21 protein-coding genes and 1 tRNA gene are annotated in these 19,828 nt (G+C 70.2%); 12 read left to right on the forward strand and 10 right to left on the reverse strand.

The window, feature by feature from the left end; all coding sequences use genetic code 11:
* Nucleotides 1–26: 26 nt before the first annotated feature.
* From ACFVSU_RS00530 to ACFVSU_RS00540, 3 genes are all read left to right on the forward strand, one after another.
* Nucleotides 27–932, forward strand: a complete 906-nt coding sequence (locus tag ACFVSU_RS00530) for an RNA polymerase sigma-70 factor (protein WP_387136690.1) — start codon at nt 27–29, stop codon at nt 930–932.
* Complete coding sequence (locus ACFVSU_RS00535; RefSeq protein WP_387136692.1) at nt 929–1,342, forward strand: hypothetical protein; 414 nt, start codon at nt 929–931, stop codon at nt 1,340–1,342. Before ACFVSU_RS00530 ends, ACFVSU_RS00535 begins: the two co-directional genes overlap by 4 nt.
* An 83-nt stretch (nt 1,343–1,425) precedes the next feature.
* Nucleotides 1,426–2,184 (forward strand): SDR family oxidoreductase, encoded by a 759-nt coding sequence (locus ACFVSU_RS00540; protein WP_387136694.1) that lies wholly within the window; start codon nt 1,426–1,428, stop codon nt 2,182–2,184.
* Between the two features lie 65 nt (nt 2,185–2,249).
* Here ACFVSU_RS00540 and ACFVSU_RS00545 read toward each other — a convergent pair whose 3' ends face one another.
* Nucleotides 2,250–3,362, reverse strand: coding sequence for a Fic family protein (locus ACFVSU_RS00545; protein WP_387136696.1), 1,113 nt, complete (start codon nt 3,360–3,362; stop codon nt 2,250–2,252).
* Nucleotides 3,363–3,653: 291 nt separating this feature from the next.
* On the opposite strand from ACFVSU_RS00545, the gene ACFVSU_RS00550 reads away from it, so the two are divergent.
* Nucleotides 3,654–4,631, forward strand: a complete 978-nt coding sequence (locus ACFVSU_RS00550) for a zinc-binding dehydrogenase (RefSeq protein WP_387136698.1) — start codon at nt 3,654–3,656, stop codon at nt 4,629–4,631.
* A gap of 41 nt (nt 4,632–4,672) precedes the next feature.
* Here the strand turns inward: ACFVSU_RS00550 and ACFVSU_RS00555 are convergent, their stop codons facing one another.
* The 3 genes from ACFVSU_RS00555 to ACFVSU_RS00565 are packed head-to-tail and all read right to left on the reverse strand — an operon-like array spanning nt 4,673 to nt 6,778.
* Entirely contained in the window at nt 4,673–5,029 is a 357-nt protein-coding gene (locus tag ACFVSU_RS00555; RefSeq protein WP_387136700.1) for a nuclear transport factor 2 family protein, read from the reverse strand.
* A gap of 43 nt (nt 5,030–5,072) precedes the next feature.
* Nucleotides 5,073–5,303: a hypothetical protein gene (locus tag ACFVSU_RS00560; protein WP_387136702.1), complete on the reverse strand. Its 231-nt coding sequence runs from the start codon at nt 5,301–5,303 to the stop codon at nt 5,073–5,075.
* The gene (locus ACFVSU_RS00565) at nt 5,297–6,778 is read right to left on the reverse strand and encodes an SDR family NAD(P)-dependent oxidoreductase (protein WP_387136704.1); all 1,482 of its coding nucleotides are present in this window, start codon (nt 6,776–6,778) and stop codon (nt 5,297–5,299) included. The genes ACFVSU_RS00560 and ACFVSU_RS00565 overlap by 7 nt, the downstream gene beginning before the upstream one ends.
* Before the next feature lie 49 nt (nt 6,779–6,827).
* Between ACFVSU_RS00565 and ACFVSU_RS00570 the strand changes: the two genes are divergently transcribed.
* Nucleotides 6,828–7,241 carry an NUDIX domain-containing protein gene (locus ACFVSU_RS00570; RefSeq protein ID WP_387136706.1) on the forward strand — a complete coding sequence of 138 codons (414 nt, stop codon included), beginning with the start codon at nt 6,828–6,830 and terminating at the stop codon, nt 7,239–7,241.
* 9 nt (nt 7,242–7,250) lie between these two features.
* On the opposite strand, the gene ACFVSU_RS00575 is transcribed toward ACFVSU_RS00570, so the two are convergent.
* Nucleotides 7,251–7,790, reverse strand: coding sequence for a YaeQ family protein (locus ACFVSU_RS00575; protein ID WP_387136708.1), 540 nt, complete (start codon nt 7,788–7,790; stop codon nt 7,251–7,253).
* Between the two features lie 53 nt (nt 7,791–7,843).
* On the opposite strand from ACFVSU_RS00575, the gene ACFVSU_RS00580 reads away from it, so the two are divergent.
* The 5 genes from ACFVSU_RS00580 (at nt 7,844) to ACFVSU_RS00600 (ending at nt 13,826) form a co-directional block, all read left to right on the forward strand.
* Nucleotides 7,844–8,404, forward strand: coding sequence for a Chromate resistance protein ChrB (locus ACFVSU_RS00580; RefSeq protein WP_387136710.1), 561 nt, complete (start codon nt 7,844–7,846; stop codon nt 8,402–8,404).
* Between the two features lie 89 nt (nt 8,405–8,493).
* Nucleotides 8,494–10,743: a GAF domain-containing protein gene (locus ACFVSU_RS00585; RefSeq protein ID WP_387136712.1), complete on the forward strand. Its 2,250-nt coding sequence runs from the start codon at nt 8,494–8,496 to the stop codon at nt 10,741–10,743.
* Nucleotides 10,740–11,132 carry a response regulator gene (locus tag ACFVSU_RS00590; protein ID WP_387136714.1) on the forward strand — a complete coding sequence of 131 codons (393 nt, stop codon included), beginning with the start codon at nt 10,740–10,742 and terminating at the stop codon, nt 11,130–11,132. Before ACFVSU_RS00585 ends, ACFVSU_RS00590 begins: the two co-directional genes overlap by 4 nt.
* Nucleotides 11,122–12,258: a response regulator gene (locus tag ACFVSU_RS00595; protein ID WP_387136716.1), complete on the forward strand. Its 1,137-nt coding sequence runs from the start codon at nt 11,122–11,124 to the stop codon at nt 12,256–12,258. Before ACFVSU_RS00590 ends, ACFVSU_RS00595 begins: the two co-directional genes overlap by 11 nt.
* Nucleotides 12,255–13,826 (forward strand): peptide ligase PGM1-related protein, encoded by a 1,572-nt coding sequence (locus ACFVSU_RS00600; RefSeq protein ID WP_387136718.1) that lies wholly within the window; start codon nt 12,255–12,257, stop codon nt 13,824–13,826. The genes ACFVSU_RS00595 and ACFVSU_RS00600 overlap by 4 nt, the downstream gene beginning before the upstream one ends.
* 13 nt (nt 13,827–13,839) lie before the next feature.
* Here ACFVSU_RS00600 and ACFVSU_RS00605 read toward each other — a convergent pair whose 3' ends face one another.
* Nucleotides 13,840–14,418, reverse strand: a complete 579-nt coding sequence (locus tag ACFVSU_RS00605; RefSeq protein ID WP_387136720.1) for a hypothetical protein — start codon at nt 14,416–14,418, stop codon at nt 13,840–13,842.
* Nucleotides 14,419–14,470: 52 nt separating this feature from the next.
* Complete coding sequence (locus tag ACFVSU_RS00610) at nt 14,471–15,298, reverse strand: inositol monophosphatase family protein (RefSeq protein WP_387136722.1); 828 nt, start codon at nt 15,296–15,298, stop codon at nt 14,471–14,473.
* A gap of 94 nt (nt 15,299–15,392) precedes the next feature.
* On the opposite strand from ACFVSU_RS00610, the gene ACFVSU_RS00615 reads away from it, so the two are divergent.
* A tRNA-Lys gene (locus ACFVSU_RS00615) sits at nt 15,393–15,465 on the forward strand.
* 48 nt (nt 15,466–15,513) lie between these two features.
* On the opposite strand, the gene ACFVSU_RS00620 is transcribed toward ACFVSU_RS00615, so the two are convergent.
* The 3 genes from ACFVSU_RS00620 to ACFVSU_RS00630 are packed head-to-tail and all read right to left on the reverse strand — an operon-like array spanning nt 15,514 to nt 18,394.
* A complete protein-coding gene (locus tag ACFVSU_RS00620) occupies nt 15,514–16,656 on the reverse strand; it encodes a flavin-containing monooxygenase (RefSeq protein ID WP_387136724.1) in 1,143 nt (380 codons plus the stop codon).
* 50 nt (nt 16,657–16,706) lie between these two features.
* Nucleotides 16,707–17,939 (reverse strand): MFS transporter, encoded by a 1,233-nt coding sequence (locus ACFVSU_RS00625; RefSeq protein ID WP_387136726.1) that lies wholly within the window; start codon nt 17,937–17,939, stop codon nt 16,707–16,709.
* Entirely contained in the window at nt 17,936–18,394 is a 459-nt protein-coding gene (locus ACFVSU_RS00630) for a MarR family winged helix-turn-helix transcriptional regulator (RefSeq protein WP_387136728.1), read from the reverse strand. The genes ACFVSU_RS00625 and ACFVSU_RS00630 overlap by 4 nt, the downstream gene beginning before the upstream one ends.
* A gap of 216 nt (nt 18,395–18,610) precedes the next feature.
* Between ACFVSU_RS00630 and ACFVSU_RS00635 the strand changes: the two genes are divergently transcribed.
* Nucleotides 18,611–19,810 (forward strand): substrate-binding domain-containing protein, encoded by a 1,200-nt coding sequence (locus ACFVSU_RS00635; RefSeq protein ID WP_387136730.1) that lies wholly within the window; start codon nt 18,611–18,613, stop codon nt 19,808–19,810.
* The last annotated feature ends 18 nt before the right edge of the window (nt 19,811–19,828 follow it).

Below are 19,828 nucleotides of genomic sequence, written 5' to 3' on the forward strand. Positions count from 1 at the left end.
GCGCGGCGACGGGAGCGGCAGACGCAATGGGCGAACACACGGAACCGGAGACGCATCAGGACGACATCGCGCTCGCGGTCACCGTCTTCGACGAGCACCGCCGGCGCATCTTCGGCATCGCGTATCGGATGCTCGGCACGGTGGCCGACGCCGAAGACATCGTCCAGGAGACCTGGATCCGCTGGCAGAACGCCGACCGCGCCGACATCCGCGAGCCGGGCGCGTTCCTCGCCACGGTCGCGACGCGCCTCTCCATCAACGCCACGCAGTCCGCGCATGCACGCCGCGAGACGTACATCGGGCCATGGCTGCCCGAGCCGGTCAACACCGACGCCGACCCCGCGCTCGGCGCGGAGCGCGGCGAGGCCCTGCAGTACGCGATCCTGCTCGTGCTCGAGAAGCTGACGCCCACCGAGCGGGCCGCGTACATCCTCCGCGAGGCGCTCGACTACCCGTACGAGCGGATCGCCGACGTCATCGGCGCCACGGTCGCGAGCGCCCGGCAGCTCGTCAGCCGTGCCCGCAAGCACCTCGAGTCGGCGCGCAAGGCGGAGGTGGCCGCCGCGGAGCAGCGGCGCCTGCTCGAGGCGTTCCTCGTCGCCGCGCAGAAGGGCGACGTCAGCGATCTCGAGCGGCTGTTCGCCGAGGACGTCGTCAGCTACACCGACGGCAACGGCGTCAAGCTCGCGGCCCGCATCCCGGTGGCCGGGCGAAGTCGCGTCGCCAAGTTCGTCGCCGCGTTCTCCAGCCACTTCTGGACGGGCAAGCAGATCGGCTGGGTCGAGGTCAACGGACGGCCTGCAGCCACCCTCTCGGAAGACGGGCAGGTCACCACCCTCGTCACGGTCACGGCGGCGGAAGACGGCATCCGCCGCCTCCTCTGGGTGATGAGCCCCGACAAGCTCGGGCACGTCGCCCAGGTCGGGGCGTGACCAGGCGACCTGGCTCGTGGCTGCACCGCTCTGCGCGACACTCGAGCTCGAGCGCCGCGCAGCACGAGCATGCGGTGAGGGCGCTGGTCGCCGTCGCCGAGCAGGGTGACACCCGCGGGCTGACACGGATGCTGCACCCCGGCGTGGTTCTCACGGTCGACGGCGGCGGGGTCGTGGCGGCGCCGGTCACCGCGCTGGAGGGCGCGTCGGACGTCGGCGGCTATCTCCGCGGCGCGCTGCTGGACGACGCGGTGCGGCTGCGCGTGGAGTCGGTCAACGGCGTGCCGGGGATCGTCGTCTGCAGGGAAGGGCGCGTGGCCGGAGTGCTCAGCATCTGCATCCGGGGGCGCCTGATCCTCGAAGCGTGGCTCGTCCTGAATCCGGAGAAGCTCACGCACTGGAGTTGTTGAGTGCGGGCTGTCACAGATCGACGGCGAGGACGGTCTTAGCTGGTGAGCGCCGCCCCACGCGCTCCCTGAACGAAAGGCACATCATGGCAAAGATCGTCGTCATCGGAGGATCCGGTCTCATCGGCTCGAAGGTCGTCGCGAAGCTCACCGAGCACGGCCACGAAGCTGTTCCGGCATCGCCGAACTCCGGTGTCAACACCATCACCGGCGAGGGCCTCGCCGAGGTGCTGCAGGGTGCGGATGTCGTGGTCGACGTATCGAACTCGCCGTCGTTCGCCCCGGCGGACGTGATGGAGTTCTTCACGACGTCGACGCGGAACCTCGTCGCGGGAGCGCGCGAGGCGGGCGTCGGGCACTTCGTGGCACTCACCGTGGTGGGCACGAACCGTCCGAACACGATCTCGTACTTCGCGGCGAAGACCGCGCAGGAGGAGCTGATCCGCGACTCGGGCATCCCGTATTCGATCCTGCACGCCACGCAGTTCTTCGAGTTCATCAGCGGCATCGCGGGAGTGTCGGGGAACGGCGACGCGATCCACCTGCCGGGAAACCTCGTCCAGCCCATCGCCGCGGAGGACGTCGCGACCGCCGTCGCGCGCACCGCCGCCGGCGCCCCGCTGAACGCCGACGCCGAGATCGCCGGACCCGAGGTGATGGGCCTCGACGAGATGGTGCGCCGCGGCCTCGTCTTCCGCGGGGATCCGCGCGAGGTCGTGACGGACGCCGAGGCGCCCTACTTCGGTGCGCGGATGCAGGAGCGCACGCTCATGCCCGTGGCCGGGGTCCAGGTGTTCGAGACGACGCTCGAGGAGTGGCTGCCGGCGAACCCGCCCCGCAGCTGATCGCAGGATGCGGAGGGGTCCGCGTGCCACGGGCACGCGGACCCCTCCGGCGTTGCGAGGGCTGGTCAGGCGGTCATCGCGGTCTGGATCCGCCGGTCGAGCTCCTCCAGCTCGCCGAGAGCGTCTGTCGCGGCCCACACCCGATCACGCTTGCGTCCGGTGATCTCGGTCAGGACGCCGGCGTCCACGAGCCTGTCTATGGCGGTGTACGCGGCGGCCGTCGTAGACCCGGATGCGGCGACCAACTCCTCCGCCGCCATCACGGGGTTGTCGAACAGGGCGTCGATGATCCGGTCGGCCGCGGCGCTCTTGCGCCCCGTCAGCTGGCGCCGCCACTCGTCCGGGAGCGCGCGCAGCTCATCCATCGATGCTCGGCTCGCCACCGCGGCAGCGACCGCCGACCGGCAGACGATCACGATGACCGGCACGGGATCGCCGGCGCGGTACGACGTCAGCGCGGCGAAATAGTCGTCGCGCACGGCGAGGATGCCGCTGGCCAGCGGGATCACGACGTTGCGGGCGACGCCGCGACGTCGGAGGATCGCACTGATCAGTGCGCGCCCGATGCGGCCGTTGCCGTCGGTGAACGGGTGGATCGACTCGAACTGCGCATGCGCGATCGCGGCATGGATCACGGCGGGCACGTCATCGCGGGCTGCCCACGCGAGAAGGTCATCGAGCAGACGCGGGACGAGTTCGGGCGGCGGGGGGACGAACAGTGCGCCCCGGGCGCTGTGATTGCTCCCGCCGATGCAGTTCTGCATGTCCCGCAGCCGGCCGGCGTAGGGCGACTCGGCCGGATCATCGCTCATGAGCACGCGATGGGCGGCGAGGAGATCTTCGAGCAGGATGCTGCCACCCTCGCCCGCCCGCTGCACCATGCGATGAAGGGCCGCGGACGCAGCCACCATGCTCACGGCGCTCGGATTGGCGCGGCTGCCGGCCAGCGCACGTGCGTAGTCTCCGACGCTGGCCGAGACCCGCTCGATCTTCGATGACGCCGCGGACTCGGTCCGCAGCAGGAACCGGCCCAGGGCGTGCGACTGGGCGCGAGCCTCCGCGTCGGTCGTCGCGATCTCGATGACGGCCCGCTCGGTCTCGGCGACGAGTCCGGGCGGCGCCTCGAACGCGAGATCCGCGATGAGCGGTGGGATGGATACATCGATGTGGCGCAGCATCCGATCCTCTCGACTGCCGCCGCGTACCGACTGACGCCATTCGCGCCTTTCGATGCCGTGCACCGGCCAAGCGCCGTTCGGCGGTGGGGGGAGGGGATCCGTGCTCACTATTCCAGTGTATGTGCGCAAAATGGAATTAGAGGAGCGCTGTTCCGCACGGGTTCTCGCCGACTCGGCGCCGGGCGACACCGCGTCGCCCCGCAACGACACAGGGAATGCGAGCGGCAGGCGTACCGCTGTACCTTCGGGGGCCGCGCACCCGCGGCCCGAGATCTACCAAGGAGCACCACCGTGCGCGCACTCATCCATTCCGCTTTCGGCGACCCGACCGAGGTTCTGGAGGTCGCGGAGCGACCTCTGCCGGATCCGGGTCCTGGGCAGGTGCGGGTGCGGACGGTCCTCTCGCCGATCCACAACCACGACCTCTGGACGATCCGCGGCACGTACGGCTACAAGCCCGAGCTTCCTGCCGCTTCCGGAACCGAGGCCGTCGGGATCGTCGACGCGCTCGGCGAGGGCGTCGACGCGCTGCAGGTCGGGCAGCGCGTCGCCACCGGCGGAACATTCGGCGTGTGGAGTGAGTACTTCGTCGCGAAGGCCGCCGGGCTCGTCCCCGTGCCTGATGCCGTGAGCGACGAGACGGCTGCGCAGCTGATCTCGATGCCGTTCAGCGCCCTGAGCCTGCTCGACTTCCTTGACGTGCAGCCGGGCGACTGGATCGTGCAGAACACGGCCAACGGGGCCGTCGGCAAGCTCGTCGCCCAGTTCGCCGCCGCGCGCGGCGTCCATGTTCTCGGCCTGGTGCGCCGCGATGCGGGAGTCGCCGAACTGGCCGGGCTCGGCATCGGCGACGTCGTGTCGACGGCATCGGATGACTGGCGGGAACGGGCAGCGGAGATCCTCGGCGAGAACGCTCCGCGCGCGGCAGTCGACTCCGTCGGCGGCGAGGCAGCCGGCGACCTGCTCTCGCTGCTCGGCGAGGGCGGCACCCTCGTGTCGTTCGGCTCGATGGGCTCGAGCACGCTGCAGCTGTCGGCGGGCGACCTCATCTTCAAGCAGGCGACGGTCAAGGGCTTCTGGGGCAGCAAGGTGAGTCAGACGATGGATGCCGCCACCCGCGGCGCGCTGTTCGCCGAACTGGTGCAGCGCATCGGGTCGGGTGAGGTGTCGCTGCCGGTCGACGAGGTGTTCCCGTTCGACCGGGCGCGCGAGGCAGCGGCCGCGAGCGCCGTTCCGGGCCGCGCGGGCAAAGTGCTGCTGCGGTTCTGAGGTGAGTGCGCGTGGGCCGCGGCGACGCGGCCCACGCTGCTTCAGGCGTCGGCCAGGAGGACGGTCAGCGACGTGATCACGCCGTTCTCGACGGTGATGAGATCGAGGCCGCGCACGACGGGGGCGCCGGCAGGCCCGAACGCCCACGGCAGTACCCCGGTCGTCTCCGAGACGTAGGCCGGTCCGTCCTCGACGAGCACGAACTCCTCCGGCGCGTCCTTGAGCAGCCCCTCCGCGCTGGAAAGAAGCGCCTCAGGGCCGACGGCCGTTCCCTCGGGGTCGGTCAGCACCACGCCAGGGGAGTAGGCGCGGGCCGCCGCATCCCGTCGTTGGGCGGCATCCCGGTTCCCGAAGACGCCGTGGAGGTTCAGGCGGAGGAGTTCTGCGACTGTGCTCATGGGATCGTCGAACCACCGACGGGGCGAAGTTCTTCCCCGCGGGTCAGTGCTCGTGGGTCGGCGGGCGCCGCGGCGCGCGGGGAGCGGGCGGCGGCGGGACTTCCTTCGCGGCGATGATCGCGCCGCGCGGGATGCGTTCGACGCCGCGCTTGCCGTCGACGACGACGGATTCGGCATCGGCGCTCAGCAGTTCGCCGAGGGCGTCCGTCGCCTGGCCGGTCGGCAGGATGTAGCGCACGACCACCCGGTGACCCGGCTCGGGCAGATTCACCATTGGCCGGGCGCGTAGTCCTTGAGGAAGACGCCGAACAGGTCTTCGCCTGCCTCGCCGCGCACGATCGGGTCGTACACGCGGGCGGCGCCGTCGACGAGATCGAGCGGGGCGTGGAAGCCCTCCTCGGCGAGCCGGACCTTCGTCGGGTGCGGGCGCTCGTCGGTGATCCAGCCTGTGTCCACGCTGGTCATGAGGATGCGGTCGGTCTCGAACAGCTCCCGCGCGCTCGTGCGCGTCAGCATGTTCACCGCGGCCTTCGCCATGTTCGTGTGCGGATGCCCCGGCCCCTTGTACCCGCGATTGAAGACGCCCTCCATCGCGCTGACGTTGACCACGTACGTGCGGCGCGCCGGACTCGCCGCCAGCGACGCGCGCAGCTTCGACACGAGCAGGAACGGCGCGGTCGTGTTCGCGAGCTGCACCTCGAGCATCTCGAGGGGGTCGACCTCCTCGACGCTCTGCACCCACGAGTTGGTGTGGTCGAGGTCGGGGATCAGCCCGCCGGCGTCGATGGCGGTGCCCGCGGCGAGACGCTCGAGGGAACTGGAACCCGCGGCCATGGCCTGCTCGGTCAGCTCGTCGGCGCGCGCGGCGGCCGCGGCGAGGATCGGGTGCGCCGTCACGGAACGCTCGAGCGCCTGCGGGTGACGGTCGTTCGTGTGGCCGAACGTCACGAGCTCCGGCAGCGGGCCATCGGGCAGCGGCGCCAGCTCGGCGTCGACCAGCGGCTGGTACGCGCCCGGCGAGCGGCGGACGGTCTGGGTTGCGTTGTTGATCAGGATGTCGAGGGGACCGGCCGCAGCGACATCCTCTGCCAGACCGATCACCTGGGCGGGATCGCGAAGATCGATGCCGACCACCTTCAAGCGGTCGATCCACTCGGGCGAGTCGGGAAGGCTGCTGAAGCGGCGCACGGCGTCGCGCGGGAAGCGGGTCGTGATCGTCGTGTGTGCGCCGTCGCGCAGGAGGCGCAATGCGATGTACATGCCGATCTTCGCGCGGCCGCCGGTGAGCAGCGCGCGCTTGCCGGTGAGGTCGGTGCGCGCGTTGCGCTTCGCGTGGCTCATGGCCGCGCACGTGGGGCAGAGCTGGTGGTAGAACGCGTCGACCACCGTGTACGGCTGCTTGCAGATGTAGCAGGCGCGCGGCTTGAGGAGGGTGCCCGCGGTGGCCGCCGTGGTGGACGAGCTGATCGGGATGCCGCGGGTCTCGTCGTCGATCCGGTCGGGCGCTCCCGTGGCCGTGGCGGCGACCACCGCGCGGTCGGCGGAGGCGATCGCGTCGCGGATCTCCCGGCGCCGCACCTTCTTGACGGCCTTGAACATGGCGGCGGTGGCACGGCGGACGGCCACGTAGTCGGGGTGCGACTCGTCGACGCCCGGCATGTGGGCGAGCACTCGCAGGGTGGTCGCCAGATCTTCCGGGTCGATGCCGCTCGGCGGCAGGTCGGAGGGGGCGGGGGAATCGGGAAGCACACGTGATTCTACGCCGGGCCGGTTCGGCGGTTCCTGTTAGCGTGCCTTCGTGAGCACCTCGAACCCGGCATCGACGTCGACGCGCAGCATCCATGTGTCGGCCGCGGTCATCCTCAACGACCGCGACGAGCTTCTGCTCGTGCGCAAAGCCGGCACGACGGCGTTCATGCAGCCGGGCGGCAAGCCCGAGGCCGGGGAGACGCCGGCCGAGACGCTGAGCCGCGAGCTGTTCGAGGAACTGGGGCTCTCGCTGAATCCCGGTGAGCTGCAGCCGCTCGGCCTGTACACGGCGGCAGCGGCCAATGAACCGGGGTTCTTGGTCGTGGCGGACGTGTTCGTCGCCGACATCGGCGACCAGGTGCCCGTGACCGACGCCGAGATCGAGGAGCTGCGATGGGTCTCCCGCGCTGCGGCGCGGGAGCTCGAGGTCGCGCCGCTCGCGCGGGAGAACTTCCTGCCCTGACCCGCCGTGTCAGCCCGCGGCGACCTCGTGGACGTCGGACTCGAACGATGAGCCGTTGAGGTCGAGGTAGAGCCGGCGTTCGGTGATCGACACGGTCATCGTGTTGCGGCGCTCGAGCACCGCCGTCGCCGCGTCGAAGAAGCCGGAGTCGAAGCTGTAGAGGCTGATCTCCTCGGCGCGGTGGATCTTCTTCCCCGCCCACGGCGCCGCGACCTTCGCCGGATCACGGTGGGTGTACACCGCGACGCGCGCGCCGGCCAGGCTGCCGGTGTGCAGACGTGCGGCGTCGGGAGCCCCGACTTCGATCCACGCCACCAGCGCGCCGGTGAGATCGCGGACGAGCACAGCGGGCTCGTCGGTGGCCGAGATGCCCTCACTGAACGCGATGCCCTCTTCGTACTCGAGTGCGTACGCGAGCACCCGGGTCAGCATGAAGGCGTCCGTCTCGGACGGATGACGCGCCACGCGCACCGAGAGATCCTCGTAGACGCCCCGATCGACATCGGCCAGCTGGATATCGAAGGTGTACATCGTCACGCCGATCGCCATGGGAATCGAGCCTACGGGGTGCCGGCCGATGTAACGCCTGTTACCGTGTTCCGATGGCAAGTGACGCAACCGTGTCCTGGCTGCTGGTCATCCCGAAGGTTCCGGCGGAGCCGTCGCGTCACCGCGTCGCCGTGTGGCGCGAGCTTCGCCGCGTCGGAGCGGTCCCCGCGGCATCCGGCGCGTGGACCGTCCCCGACCTGCCGGCATTCACCGATGCTCTCCCGACCGTGCGCGAGCTCGCCGAGCGCGGCGGGGGGACCCTCGCGGTGCTCACCGCCTCATCGCACGGGGACGACGACATCGCGGTGCTGCGCGACGCGTTCGTCGCCGCGCGCACCGACGAGTGGCAGGAGTTCGTCGCCGACTGCGGCAAGTTCTCCGACGAGATCGACCGCGAGATCGCCAAGGAGAAGTTCACGTTCGGCGAGCTCGAGGAGGAGGAGCAGAGCCTCGAGCGCCTGCGCCGCTGGCACCGGGATCTGCGTCGCCGCAACGTCGTCGAGCTCGACATCGCCGCCACCGCCACGCGGCGACTCGAAGACGTGACCGAGAAGCTCGCGGGCTACGCCGAGCAGGTGTTCGCCGCGAACCTCCCGGGCACGTCTCCCGCCTGAACCCCGTCGTCTTGAAAGCGCTCCCGGGCGCGAGGACAATGTGGCCTGTCATCGCGGCGAACGCAGGTCTCACTGGGAGGAGGCCACCCGTGAAGCGTTCGGATGGAGCCGGCGAGGGGGAGCTCGAAACCCTCCAGCGTGGCTACACCGACGCCACCGAGCAGTTCGCGGCGATGAACGAAGTGCTGCTCGCGCTCGGGCGCTCGGCCTCGGACCCCGATTCGGCCCTCGACACGATCGTCGAGTGCGCGCGCAGGCTCTGCCGGTCAGACGCCGCCCACGTGTACCTCATCGACGGGGACAGGTTCGTGCTGTCGTCGTGGGTCGGCGTCCCCGATGAGATGGTCGCCTATATCGCCGCGCACCCCTTCCGGCTCGACCGCGCCAGCCTCGTCGGGCGCGTGGCGACGGATCGGCAGATGCAGCAGATCGAGGACGTGCTCGCCGATGCCGAGTACGGGCGGCAGGACGCGCAGAAGGTGGGTCACTATCGCAGCGTCATCTCCGCCCCGATGCTCCTGGATGACGAAGTCGTGGGCGTGCTCTCGCTGTGGCGCACCGAGGTCTCGCCGTTCGATGAGCACGCGCTCGCTGTGCTCGACGCCTTCGCCGCCCAGGCGGCCGTCGTCGTGCGGCAGGTCCACCTGGTGCGCGCACTCGAGGACCGCAGCGTCGAACTCGCGCGCAAGGTGAATCAGCTCGAAGCGCTCAGCGAGGTCGGCGAGGCGGTGAGCTCGAGCCTCGTGCTCGACGAGGTGCTGACCACGATCATCATGAACGCGGTGCGCTTCGCCGGATGCGACGGCGGTTCGATCATGGAGTACGTCGAGCACGAGCACGCGTTCACGGTGCGCAGCGCGTACGCGAGCGACCGACTTCTGGAGCGGCTGCGCGGCATCAAAGTCGACCTCGACACCACGCTCGTCGGCCGTGCCGCGAGGGAGCGGCACCCCATCGCCGTCGCCGACCTCGACGATGTCGAACTCGACATCCACCTGCGTCTGCTGCACGAGGACGGCTGGCGGTCGATGGTCGCCGTGCCCGTCCTCCGGGGCGATCGCATAGTCGGCGCGCTCGTGGTGCGCCGACGCACGCCCGGCGAGTTCTCCGCCGACACGATGGACTTCCTCGAGAACTTCGCGAGCCAGTCGGCGCTCGCGGTCTGGAACGCGCAGCTGTTCCGCGAGCTCGAAACGAAGTCTGCCGAGCTGGAGATCGCGAGCCGTCACAAGTCCGAGTTCCTCGCGAGCATGTCGCATGAGCTGCGCACCCCCCTCAACGCCGTCATCGGCTTCTCGGAGGTGCTCCTCGAGCGCATGTTCGGCGAGCTCAACGACAGGCAGGACGAGTACCTGCGCGACATCCTCGGCTCCGGCCGTCACCTGCTGCAGCTGCTCAACGACATCCTCGACCTGTCGAAGGTGGAGGCCGGGCGCATGGAGCTCGAGCCGTCGACGTTCTCGCTGCGCTCCGCACTCGAGTACGGCGCGTCGATGGTGCGCGAGCGGGCCGCGAGGCACGGCATCCGTCTGACCATCGATGTCGACGCCGACATCGACACGGTCGAATCCGACGAGCTGCGCGTGAAGCAGGTGGTCGTGAACCTGCTGAGCAACGCGGTGAAGTTCACGCCGGACGGCGGCAGCGTCACGGTGACCGCCCGGGGAAGCGAGCACGAGATCGCCGTGGCGGTCGCCGACACCGGCGTCGGCATCGCGCCGGCGGACCGCGAGCGGATCTTCGAGTCCTTCCAGCAGGGCAGGAGGGGACTGCAGAGCGAAGAGGGCACGGGCCTCGGCCTCACCTTGTGCCGGCGGATCGTGGCCATCCTCGGCGGCACGATGTGGCTCGAGAGCGAGGTCGGCGTCGGCAGCACGTTCGGGTTCACGATCCCGCGGCGTGTGCCGATCGAGGCGCCGACGAACGCCGACGGCGCGGGGCGGCCGACGATCGTCGTCGTCGAGGACGACCGCGCGTCGCTCGATCTCATCTCGGCGTACCTCGACGGACTCGGGGTCGACGTCGTCATCGCGCGCGACGGCGACGGGGGCCTGTCGGCGATCCGCACGCACGTGCCCGCAGCCGTGCTGCTCGACATCCGTCTGCCACGGACGGATGGCTGGGAGGTGCTGAGACGCGTGCGAGCGGATGCCGCCACCGCCGCGGTGCCCGTCATCGTGGTGTCGATCGTGGACGAGCGGGCGCGTGGGCTCGCGATGGGCGCCTCCGCCTACCTCGTCAAGCCCGTCGGTCGGGACGCCCTCGTCGGGGCGTTGCGCGACGTCGGAGCGCTCTCCCGCGCGGTCGCGGCGAGCCCGGGCGGAGGGGAGGCGCCGTGAGAACCGGACACCGGGTTCTCGTCGTCGAAGACAACCCCCTCAACCTCAAGCTCGTGCGCGACGTGCTCACGGCGTCGGGCTACGAGGTGCTGCCCGCGGTCACCGGCGAGGAGGGGGTCACTCTCGCGGCGACCTGCGAGCCCGATCTCGTGCTGATGGACCTGCAGCTGCCCGATTTCGACGGGTACGAAGCGCTGCGGCGACTGCGGGAGGATCCCGCGCTGCAGGCGGTGCCCGTCGTCGCGGTGACCGCGTTCGCGATGCGCGAGGACCGGGAGCGGGCGAAGGAATCGGGTTTCGACGGGTACCTCGAGAAGCCGATCAGCATCCGCGAGCTGCCCGGGCAGGTGGGCGCGTTCATCGGCAGGGGTCGCGCCGATGCCTCATGACCCGATCCTCGTGCTCGCGGTCGACGACCTCGAGCAGAACCTGCGACTGCTGGACGCGGTGCTGAGCCCGCGGGGCTACGGCGTCCTCACCGCAGCCTCGGGCGAAGAAGCCCTCGAGCAGCTCGAGCGGCACGACGTCGACCTCGTGCTGCTCGACATCATGATGCCGGGCATCGACGGGTACGAAGTGTGCCGTCGCATCCGCGCGGTGCCGCGCTGGCGGTTCCTGCCCGTCGTGATGATCACCGCGAGCGGAGATCAGGAGAAGCGGCACGCGCTGGAGGCCGGCGCCGACGATTTCGTGAGCAAGCCGTTCGATCAGGCGGAGCTCATCGCGCGCGTCGCGTCGCTCGCGCGCCTGAAGCGGTACCACGACACGATCGAGCGGCAGGCCGCCGAGCTGGCCGCCTGGAACGTCGAACTGGAGGCCCGGGTGTCGAGCCAGGTCGAGGAGCTCGAGCGGGTGAACCGACTGCGGCGCTTCCTGTCGCGGCAGGTGGTCGACGTCGTGCTCGACAACGGCGACGAGGCCGTGCTGGCGAGCCACCGGCGGGACATCGTGGTCGTCTTCTGCGATCTGCGGGGCTTCACCCCGTTCGCCGAAGCCAGTGAGCCCGAAGAGGTCATGGGCGTGCTGTCCGAGTACCACGCGGTGCTCGGCGAGCTCATCGACCGCTACGAGGGAACGCTCGAGCGCTTCACCGGCGACGGCGTCATGGTGTTCTTCAACGACCCGCTGCCGCTCGACGACCCGGCGCGCCGCGCGATCGAGATGGCGATCGAGATCCGCGACCGGGTGGGCGACCTCACCGCCGCGTGGCACCGCCGCGCGATCGATCTCGGCATCGGCATCGGTGTGGCGCAGGGGTACGCGACGCTCGGCCGGATCGGGTTCGAGGGCCGGTTCGACTACGCCGCGATCGGCAGCGTCACCAACCTCGCCGCCCGCCTCTGCGCGGCCGCCTCCGCCGGGCAGATCCTCGTCGCGCAGCGCGCGTTCACCGCCGTCGAGGAGCACATCGCCGCGAACCCGGTGGGGGAGCTCGACGTTCGCGGTTTCAGCCGGGCCGTCCGCGCATACGCCGTGGACGGCATCCGCCATCCCGAGAATCGAGTCGCACCATGACCCTCACAGACGCGGCGCCGGCGACGCTCTCGTCGCTCTCCGACGCCGAACGCGATGAACGCTTCGACCGCCTGCAGGAACGGATGCCGGGGGTCTGGGCCTCGATGCAGCACAACCTCGAAGACGAATCGGTCGTCTTCGTGCCCTCTCTCACGGTGGGCAGCCGCGCGACCTCGGCCGCGATGGTGCAGGCGTACGAGGAACGGTTCCTGTTCCTGCTCCTGCTGCTGCGCCAGCCCATGCTGCGAATGACCTACGTCACCTCGCAGCCCATCGACCCCCGCATCATCGAGTACTACCTCGCGCTCCTCCCGGGAGTCATCCCGAGCCACGCGCTCGCACGGCTCACGCTCATCTCCGTGGGCGACGGCACGCACCGCACCCTGAGCGAGAAGGTGCTCGAGCGTCCGCGGGTCCTGGCACGCATCGCCCGCAGCATCCCCGATCGCGAGCGGTCCCACCTGATCCCGTACAACACGACCGAGCGCGAGCGCGATCTCGCGCTGGTGCTGGGCATCCCGATGTACGGCGCAGACCACCGTCTCGCCCCGCTCGGCACGAAGTCCGGATGCCGGCGGCTGTTCCGCGACGTCGGCGTGCAGCATCCGCTCGGTGTCGAGGATCTGCGCAGCCGCGACGACGCGGTGCGGGCGATCGAGACGGTGCTGGACGAGAAGCCGACGGTGCGGCAGATGATCTTCAAGCTCGACGAAGGCGTATCGGGGTCGGGCAACGCGCTCGTGGAACTCGCCGGCGTGGGCGAGCTCGCCGGCGACGCCCGCCGTGACGCGATCGTCCGGGCCCTCCAGGCGATGCAGCCGGAGGTCGAGACCCTGAGCCCGGCCGACATGCTCGACGCCCTCGCGACCCGGCACGGCATCGTCGAGGAGCGCATCGTGGGCGAGGAGATCCTGAGCCCGAGCGTGCAGCTGCGGGTGCTTCCCGACCGCACGATCGAGCTGCTCTCGACGCACGACCAGCTGCTGGGCGGTCCGAGCGGACAGAGCTACCTCGGATGCGTGTTCCCCGCCGATCCGGCGTACTCGAGGCTCATCAGCGAGCCGGCGCTCGCGGTCGCCCGGCGCCTGGCGGACATGGGGGTGCGCGGGCGCTTCGCGCTGGACTTCGTCGTCGTGCGGGATGCTGCGGGCGAATGGTCTTCGTGGGCGATCGAGCTGAATCTCCGCAAGGGCGGCACGACGCATCCGTTCCTCACGCTGCAGTTCCTCACCGACGGCCGCTACGACGGCGAGGAAGGCGCGTTCCTCACCCCGGAGGGCGTGCCGAAGCATCTGGTCGCGACGGACCACCTCGAGGGCGACGACCTCCGCGCGCTCTCGGTGGGGGACCTCTTCGACGCCGTCGCGCGCCACGACCTGCACTTCGACCGGTCGCGGCAGGAGGGGATCGTGTTCCACATGATCAGCTCGATCACCGAACAGGGCCGTATCGGCATGACGGCGGTCGGCGACACCGCCGAGAGGGCGATGGAGCTCTACGAGCGCGGCGGCCGGATCGTGCTCGAGGAGGCCGCGCGGGCGCGGGCAGAGCACGTACTGCCCGAATGACCCGCGCGGGGCGTCAGCTCTGGGGCCAGTCGATCAGCAGGAGGCCCTGCTTCGTGTCGGCGACCTTCACCTGGCCGGACGTGAAGAGGTACGTCATGCCGTAGCCCTCGGCATCCGTCGCGATCGCGGTGTCCGCGCTCTCGGTGATGTAGACGCCCGCGGAGTCCTCTTCGCGCACCCAGCCCTGGGACTCGAGCTCCTCCTGCAGGTCGACGGCGTCGGCGTCGGAGACGGGCGCCCAGCCGAACATCTGCCCGTGGTCGCCGGCCGGACCCTCGAAGTCCGCCCACATGCACTGCAGGCCGTCTTCGACCTCGGTGCTGCCGATGTACAGCGGCGACGCCTGCGAGCTCCAGCCGAGGTCTTCGAAGCTCGCCACGACCGACTCGCCGATGATCGTGGTGCACGTCGGGTCCTCGGTCGAGGCGGGCGCAGGCTCCGGCGTCGCCGAAGGCTCGGGTGCGGCGGCGGTCGGCGTCGTCGCGTTGCCGGTCTCTTCGGGCGCGGCCTCGGGCGTTCCGGCGCAGGCCGAGAGGAGCACGGCGGAGAGGGCGAGGGCGGCGGCGGTGCCGAGGATGCGGGTGGCAGGCATCAGAGAGTCTCCGTGGGGGATGGGAGGCGGTCGGGTGTCAGGCAGTGCGGGGTCAGGCGGTGTGGAGCAGGTCGAGGTAGGCGGAGTGGAGCACGCGGTTGGTCGCGAGCGAGGAGAGATCCGAGAGCGAGTCGTTGCCGTCGAAAGAGGTGAACTTGCCGCCGGCCTCGGTCACGATCGGCACGAGTGCAGCGATGTCGTACTCCTTGACGCCGAACTCGGCGACGAATTCGAGACGACCTTCGGCCAGCAGCATGTACGGCCACGCGTCGCCGTAGCCGCGATCGCGCCACACCGACGAGGTCAGGCGCTCCAGGGCGTCGAGCTTGCCGGCGTCGCGCCACTGCCCGATGCTCTGGAAGCTCACACTCGAGTCCGCGATCGTGTCGACCGTCGACACGGCGAGACGCTTCGTCTCGCCCGTCGGCGTGTTCGTCCATGCGCCGAGGCCGCTCGCGGCCCACCAGCGGCGTCCGATCGCCGGCTGGCTCGCCACCCCCACGCGCGGCACGCCGTCGATGGCGAGGGCGATGAGGGTCGTCCACATCGGGATGCCCTTGAGGTAGTTCGCGGTGCCGTCGATCGGGTCGATGATCCACTGCCGCGCCGAGTCGCCCGTGACGCCGTACTCCTCGCCGAACACCCCGTCGCCCGGACGCTCGGTCTCGAGCAGGTCGCGCAGCGCGCGCTCGGTGGCGAGATCCGCCTCGGTGACGTGGCTCGCGTCAGCCTTCAGGCGGACGTCGAGATCGGCCGCATCGAAGCGCGACATGGATGCCGCGTCCGCCGCATCCGCCAGCCGAAGAGCGAGATCGAGATCCGCGCGGAGGTCCCCCTCGAACGGCGTGTCGAACGTCGAAACGGGGGAGGGGGAGGTCACGGAATCAAGGATAGCCGGGGCGTTCCCGCCTCGATTTCACGAGACGCGATCGTGATGCTAATGTTGATCCTCGTTCGCCTCGTAAGTGAACAACGCACCTCTAGCTCAATCGGCAGAGCAACTGACTCTTAATCAGTGGGTTCTGGGTTCGAGTCCCAGGGGGTGCACCGACCAGAAAGGCCCCGGAATCTCCGGGGCCTTTCTGCTGTCAAGGATCAGGTCCCTCGTAGCTCGCGGGAGATCGCTCGCGCGGCGGCTCGCGCATCGAGGTTGATCTGCAGGAGGAGACCCTTCAGCGGGCTCCGGATGCCGACGAACCGCATTCCCGGCGCGTGGGGATGCGTTCCGCCACCGGTCGACGCCGGGCCTCCGTGGACGTCGAGGATCCCGAGATGACCGACGACGGGCTGAAGGCCCGTCGAGTAGCCGGTGGCTGCGATGACCGCGCCAGGAGTGAGCCGCGAGCCGTCCGCGAGGACCGCCTCGTTCCCGTCGAAGCGCTCGAGCGCGGGGACGGCGGTCACCGTGCCGGCGCGCAGCGCGGCCACGAGGCCGACGTCGATCGTCGGGGTGACCGCGGTCGCGCGCTGCTGCGCGACGAGCCCGGAGCGTGCAGGCGGCATGCCGTAGGGGGTGAGATCTCCTACGACCAGACGCTGCAGGAGCCGGTTCACGGGGTCCGTCAACCACGCGGGAAGGAAGTCCATCGGAATGGCGACGAGGGTCGTCGGGATGGGGCCGAGCTGACGCGGGACGATGTTCGGCGGAGTCCGGACTGCCAGTCGCACCTCGGCGACGCCGTGCTCGGCGAGGTCGGCGGCGATCTCGGCGCCCGAGTTGCCGGCTCCGACGACGAGGACGCTTCTTCCGGCGAAGGGTGCGGCATCGCGGTATCGGGAGGCGTGCAGGATCTCGCCGGTGAACGTGTCCTGCCCCGGCCAGGAAGGCTCGATCGGGCGGTTGCTGTAACCGGTCGCGAGGACCACCTGACGCGCCGTGACGTCGCCGTCGGAGGTGGCCGCACGCCAGCTGCCGTCTTCGCGCTCGATCCGCTGCACCTCGATCCCGAACCGCGGATGGAGGTCGTGGAGGCGTGCGTAGACACGCAGGTAGTGCGCGACGTCGTCCTTCGCGACCCAGCGACCGAAACGGCGCGGCATGCGCAGGCCGGGGAGCGCCGACTGGATGCGGGGCGTGTGGAGATGCAGGCGCTCGTAGCGGCGAAGCCAGGTCTCGCCGACAGCCTCACCCGAGTCGACGATGGTCGCGGTGATCCCGCGGCGGCGGAGGCACGCGGCGACGGCCAGCCCCGCAGGGCCGGCGCCGATCACGAGCACATCGGTGTGCGAATGGTCCACACCCAGACGCTAGTGATCGGCGGCCGGCGCCGCGAGCCTCGGCGGCCGATTCAGGCCGCGTCGCCCACCAGTACGGCGGCGGCCTCATCGGCAGCATCCGCTTCGCGCTCGTCGATGCGGGCGAGAGCGCGCCGGCCGAAGAGGATCGTGCCGGTGGCGATGAGGACGGATGCCGCGGCGAAGAGGTACGGCACGGTCGGGCCGTACAGGTGCCACAGCAGCGCAGCGAGCGGGGGAGCGGCGGCGCCGCCGAGGAAGCGGACCGCCGAGTACGACGAGGACGCGACGGAACGGGGGAGATCCGTGGCTTCCATCACGGACTCCGTGAGCACCGTGTTCATGACGCCCAGGAGCAGGCCGCCGACGATGATGCAGACCACCAGCGCCGCGGCGTCTTCGACGAGGATTCCCGCGATGACCAGGTCGATCGCGAGCAGCGGCAGCGTCAGGAGCATGACGGTGGTGCGGGCCATGAAGCGCAGCAGCAGCGGCGCGACCCACACGCTCGTGATCGCGAGGGCGACGCCCCAGCCGAAGAAGGTGAAGCCGATGCCCATGGCGCCGAACCCGAGCGGGAACGGCGAGAAGGCGAGCAGCACGAAGAAGCCGATGTTGTAGAACAGGGCGGCGACGGCGAGCACGGCCAGCGACGGGATGCGGAGTGCCCGGAAGGGCGCCGACAGCGGCACCGGCACCGGCTTCTCGCTCGGCCCGCGGAGCAGTACGAGGACGGCGACGAACGCGATGGCCATGAGCACCACCACGCCGAAGAACGGTCCGCGCCAGCTGATCTCGCCGAGCAGGCCCCCGAGGAGCGGACCCACTGCGATGCCGAGGCCCAGCGCGGCCTCGTAGAGCACGATCGCCGCACCGCTGCCGCCGGACGCCGCGCCCACGATGGTGGCGAGCGCGGTCGAGATGAAGAGCGCGTTGCCGAGGCCCCAGCCGGCGCGGAAGCCGATGATCGCATCGACGCTGCCGCTCAGCGAGCACAGGAATGCGAACACGACGATCAGCGCGAGGCCGATGAGCAGCGTCGCCTTCGCGCCGATGCGGCTGGAGATCCAGCTCGTGACGAGCATCGCGAGCCCGGTCACCAGCAGGTAGCTCGTGAACAGGAGCTCCGTCTGGACGGGGCTCGCCTGCAGCGACTCGGCGATGGCGGGGAGGATCGGATCCACGAGGCCGATCCCCATGAATGCCACGACACAGGCGAAGGCGACCGCCCACACCTGCGCGGGCTGGCGCCAGACCGAGCCCGTGGCGCTGCCGTGGGCGCTCATCGGATGGCCTCGGCCGTGTCGGCGGCGGACGCGGTGCGCGTGCGGTCGAGCTTGCGCATGAGGACGGATGCCGTGGTCCGCAGTGCGTCCCACTCCTCAGGCTGGAGATCCTCGAAGTGGGGGGCGAGCGCGGCGGTGAGCTGCAGCAGCCAGGTCTGGAGGGCTTCGAGGCCGAGCGGGGTGACCTCCACGACCGTCGCGCGCGAGTCCGCGGCATCCGTCGTCCTCGCCACGAGTCCGTGATCGGCCATCTGGCCGACCAGACGCGTCATGCCGGGCTGGGTCACGCGGCTGAGGCGGGCGAGCTCGCCGATCCGGAGCGCTCCGTTGTCGCGGAGGATCGTGAGGGTCCGCCACTGGGCGGCGGGTGTCTCGTTCGCGGTCTCGAGCGCCGCGACGCGGGTCAGCGCGTGGGCGGCGACGATGAGGGTCTCGATGTCCTGATCGTGGGTCACCCAAGAAGCATACCGCTGATATATACCGCAGGTATGTGAGTCGGGAAAGATGCGAGAGTTCGTCCCGATTCGGTAACGACGGGGAAGGAGCGGGCTCGCCGACTTGACCTGCGCGGCGTCCGTTTCCTAGATTGCAAGAACCTGAATCGGATCTCATGTTTGAGAACGAAGCGCCGATTCACGCACCAGATCCTTCCAATGGGGAAAGGCACGCACATGCGGGTTACGAAGAAGTTGCTCCTGGGCTCCGTGGTCGTCACGGCAGCGCTCGCCCTGGCGGCCTGCGCGCCGTCCGGCGATCCCGACAACGGGTCCACCGAGCCGGGCGGGCTGTCCGAGGTCACCGTCGGCATCGTCACGAGCGAGTCCGGGCCGCTCGCCGGCTACGGCAAGCAGTACCTCGACGCCTTCAAGGCGGGGCTCGACTACGCCACCGACGGCACCGGCGAGATCGACGGGACGACGATCAACGTCGAGTACCGCGACGACGCCGGCGACCCCGACAAGGCCGTCACCGCCGTCAAGGAGCTCATCGGCTCGGGCGTCAACATCATCGCGGGCACCGCGTCGTCGGGCGTCGCGCTGGCCGTCGCCGAGCAGGCGGAGCAGAACAAGGTGCTCTACATCTCGGGCCCGGCAGCTGCGGATGCGATCACCGGCATCAACGGCTACACGTTCCGGTCGGGCCGGCAGAGCGCGCAGGACGTCGCGACCGCGGGCACGTTCCTCGACGACATCGAGGGCAAGACCGTGACGGTGTTCGCGCAGGACAACGCGTTCGGCCAGGGCAATGTCGCGGCGGTGCAGGCGATCCTCGGCGGCCAGGGCGCCACGGTGAACTCCGTGCTCGTGGCCGAGGACGCGACCGAGTTCACGCCGTTCGCGCAGCAGGTGCTCGCGGGCGCTCCCGACCTCGTGTTCGTGGCGTGGGCCGGCGCGACCTCGGGCGCGATGTGGCAGGCGATGAGCCAGCAGGGGGTCATGGACGAGATTCCCGTCGTGACCGGTCTCGGCGACTCGGCGACGTTCGGCGCGTACGGCGAGGCATCCGAGAAGATCAGCTTCCTCAACCACTACTTCGCCGAGGCCCCCGACAACGACGTCAACACCGCGATGGTCGAGGCGATCGAAGAGGCAGGCGGCACGCCCGACCTGTTCAGCCCCGACGGTTTCAACGCGGCGATCATGATCGTCCACGCCATCGAGTCGGGCCAGGGCGACGTCGACGCGATGGTCGCGGCGCTCGAAGGCTTCGAGTTCGAGGGGCCGAAGGGCAGCATGACGGTGCGCGCGAGCGACCACGCCCTCATCCAGGAGATGTACCAGGTCAAGCTCGTCGCGAAGGACGGCACATTCGTGCCCGAGCTCGTCGACACGGTCTCGGCCGACGACGTCGCCCCCGCCGAAGCCGAGTGATCCGGGGCTTCGCGAAAC

Source organism: Microbacterium sp. NPDC058062 (genome assembly GCF_042885375.1).
Taxonomy (GTDB): Bacteria; Actinomycetota; Actinomycetes; order Actinomycetales; family Microbacteriaceae; genus Microbacterium; species Microbacterium trichothecenolyticum_C.

What these genes read in the sequence shown, in the direction of transcription:
- ACFVSU_RS00540 (WP_387136694.1), top strand. Translation starts at nt 1,426, where the DNA reads ATGGCAAAGATCGTCGTCATCGGAGGATCCGGTCTCATCGGCTCGAAG.
- ACFVSU_RS00635 (WP_387136730.1), top strand. Translation starts at nt 18,611, where the DNA reads ATGCGGGTTACGAAGAAGTTGCTCCTGGGCTCCGTGGTCGTCACGGCA.
- ACFVSU_RS00600 (WP_387136718.1), top strand. Translation starts at nt 12,255, where the DNA reads ATGACCCTCACAGACGCGGCGCCGGCGACGCTCTCGTCGCTCTCCGAC.
- ACFVSU_RS00530 (WP_387136690.1), top strand. Translation starts at nt 27, where the DNA reads ATGGGCGAACACACGGAACCGGAGACGCATCAGGACGACATCGCGCTC.
- ACFVSU_RS00625 (WP_387136726.1), bottom strand. Translation starts at nt 17,939, where the DNA reads ATGAGCGCCCACGGCAGCGCCACGGGCTCGGTCTGGCGCCAGCCCGCG.
- ACFVSU_RS00560 (WP_387136702.1), bottom strand. Translation starts at nt 5,303, where the DNA reads ATGGTGAATCTGCCCGAGCCGGGTCACCGGGTGGTCGTGCGCTACATC.
- ACFVSU_RS00605 (WP_387136720.1), bottom strand. Translation starts at nt 14,418, where the DNA reads ATGCCTGCCACCCGCATCCTCGGCACCGCCGCCGCCCTCGCCCTCTCC.
- ACFVSU_RS00575 (WP_387136708.1), bottom strand. Translation starts at nt 7,790, where the DNA reads ATGGCGATCGGCGTGACGATGTACACCTTCGATATCCAGCTGGCCGAT.
- ACFVSU_RS00555 (WP_387136700.1), bottom strand. Translation starts at nt 5,029, where the DNA reads ATGAGCACAGTCGCAGAACTCCTCCGCCTGAACCTCCACGGCGTCTTC.
- ACFVSU_RS00580 (WP_387136710.1), top strand. Translation starts at nt 7,844, where the DNA reads ATGGCAAGTGACGCAACCGTGTCCTGGCTGCTGGTCATCCCGAAGGTT.
- ACFVSU_RS00595 (WP_387136716.1), top strand. Translation starts at nt 11,122, where the DNA reads ATGCCTCATGACCCGATCCTCGTGCTCGCGGTCGACGACCTCGAGCAG.
- ACFVSU_RS00545 (WP_387136696.1), bottom strand. Translation starts at nt 3,362, where the DNA reads ATGCTGCGCCACATCGATGTATCCATCCCACCGCTCATCGCGGATCTC.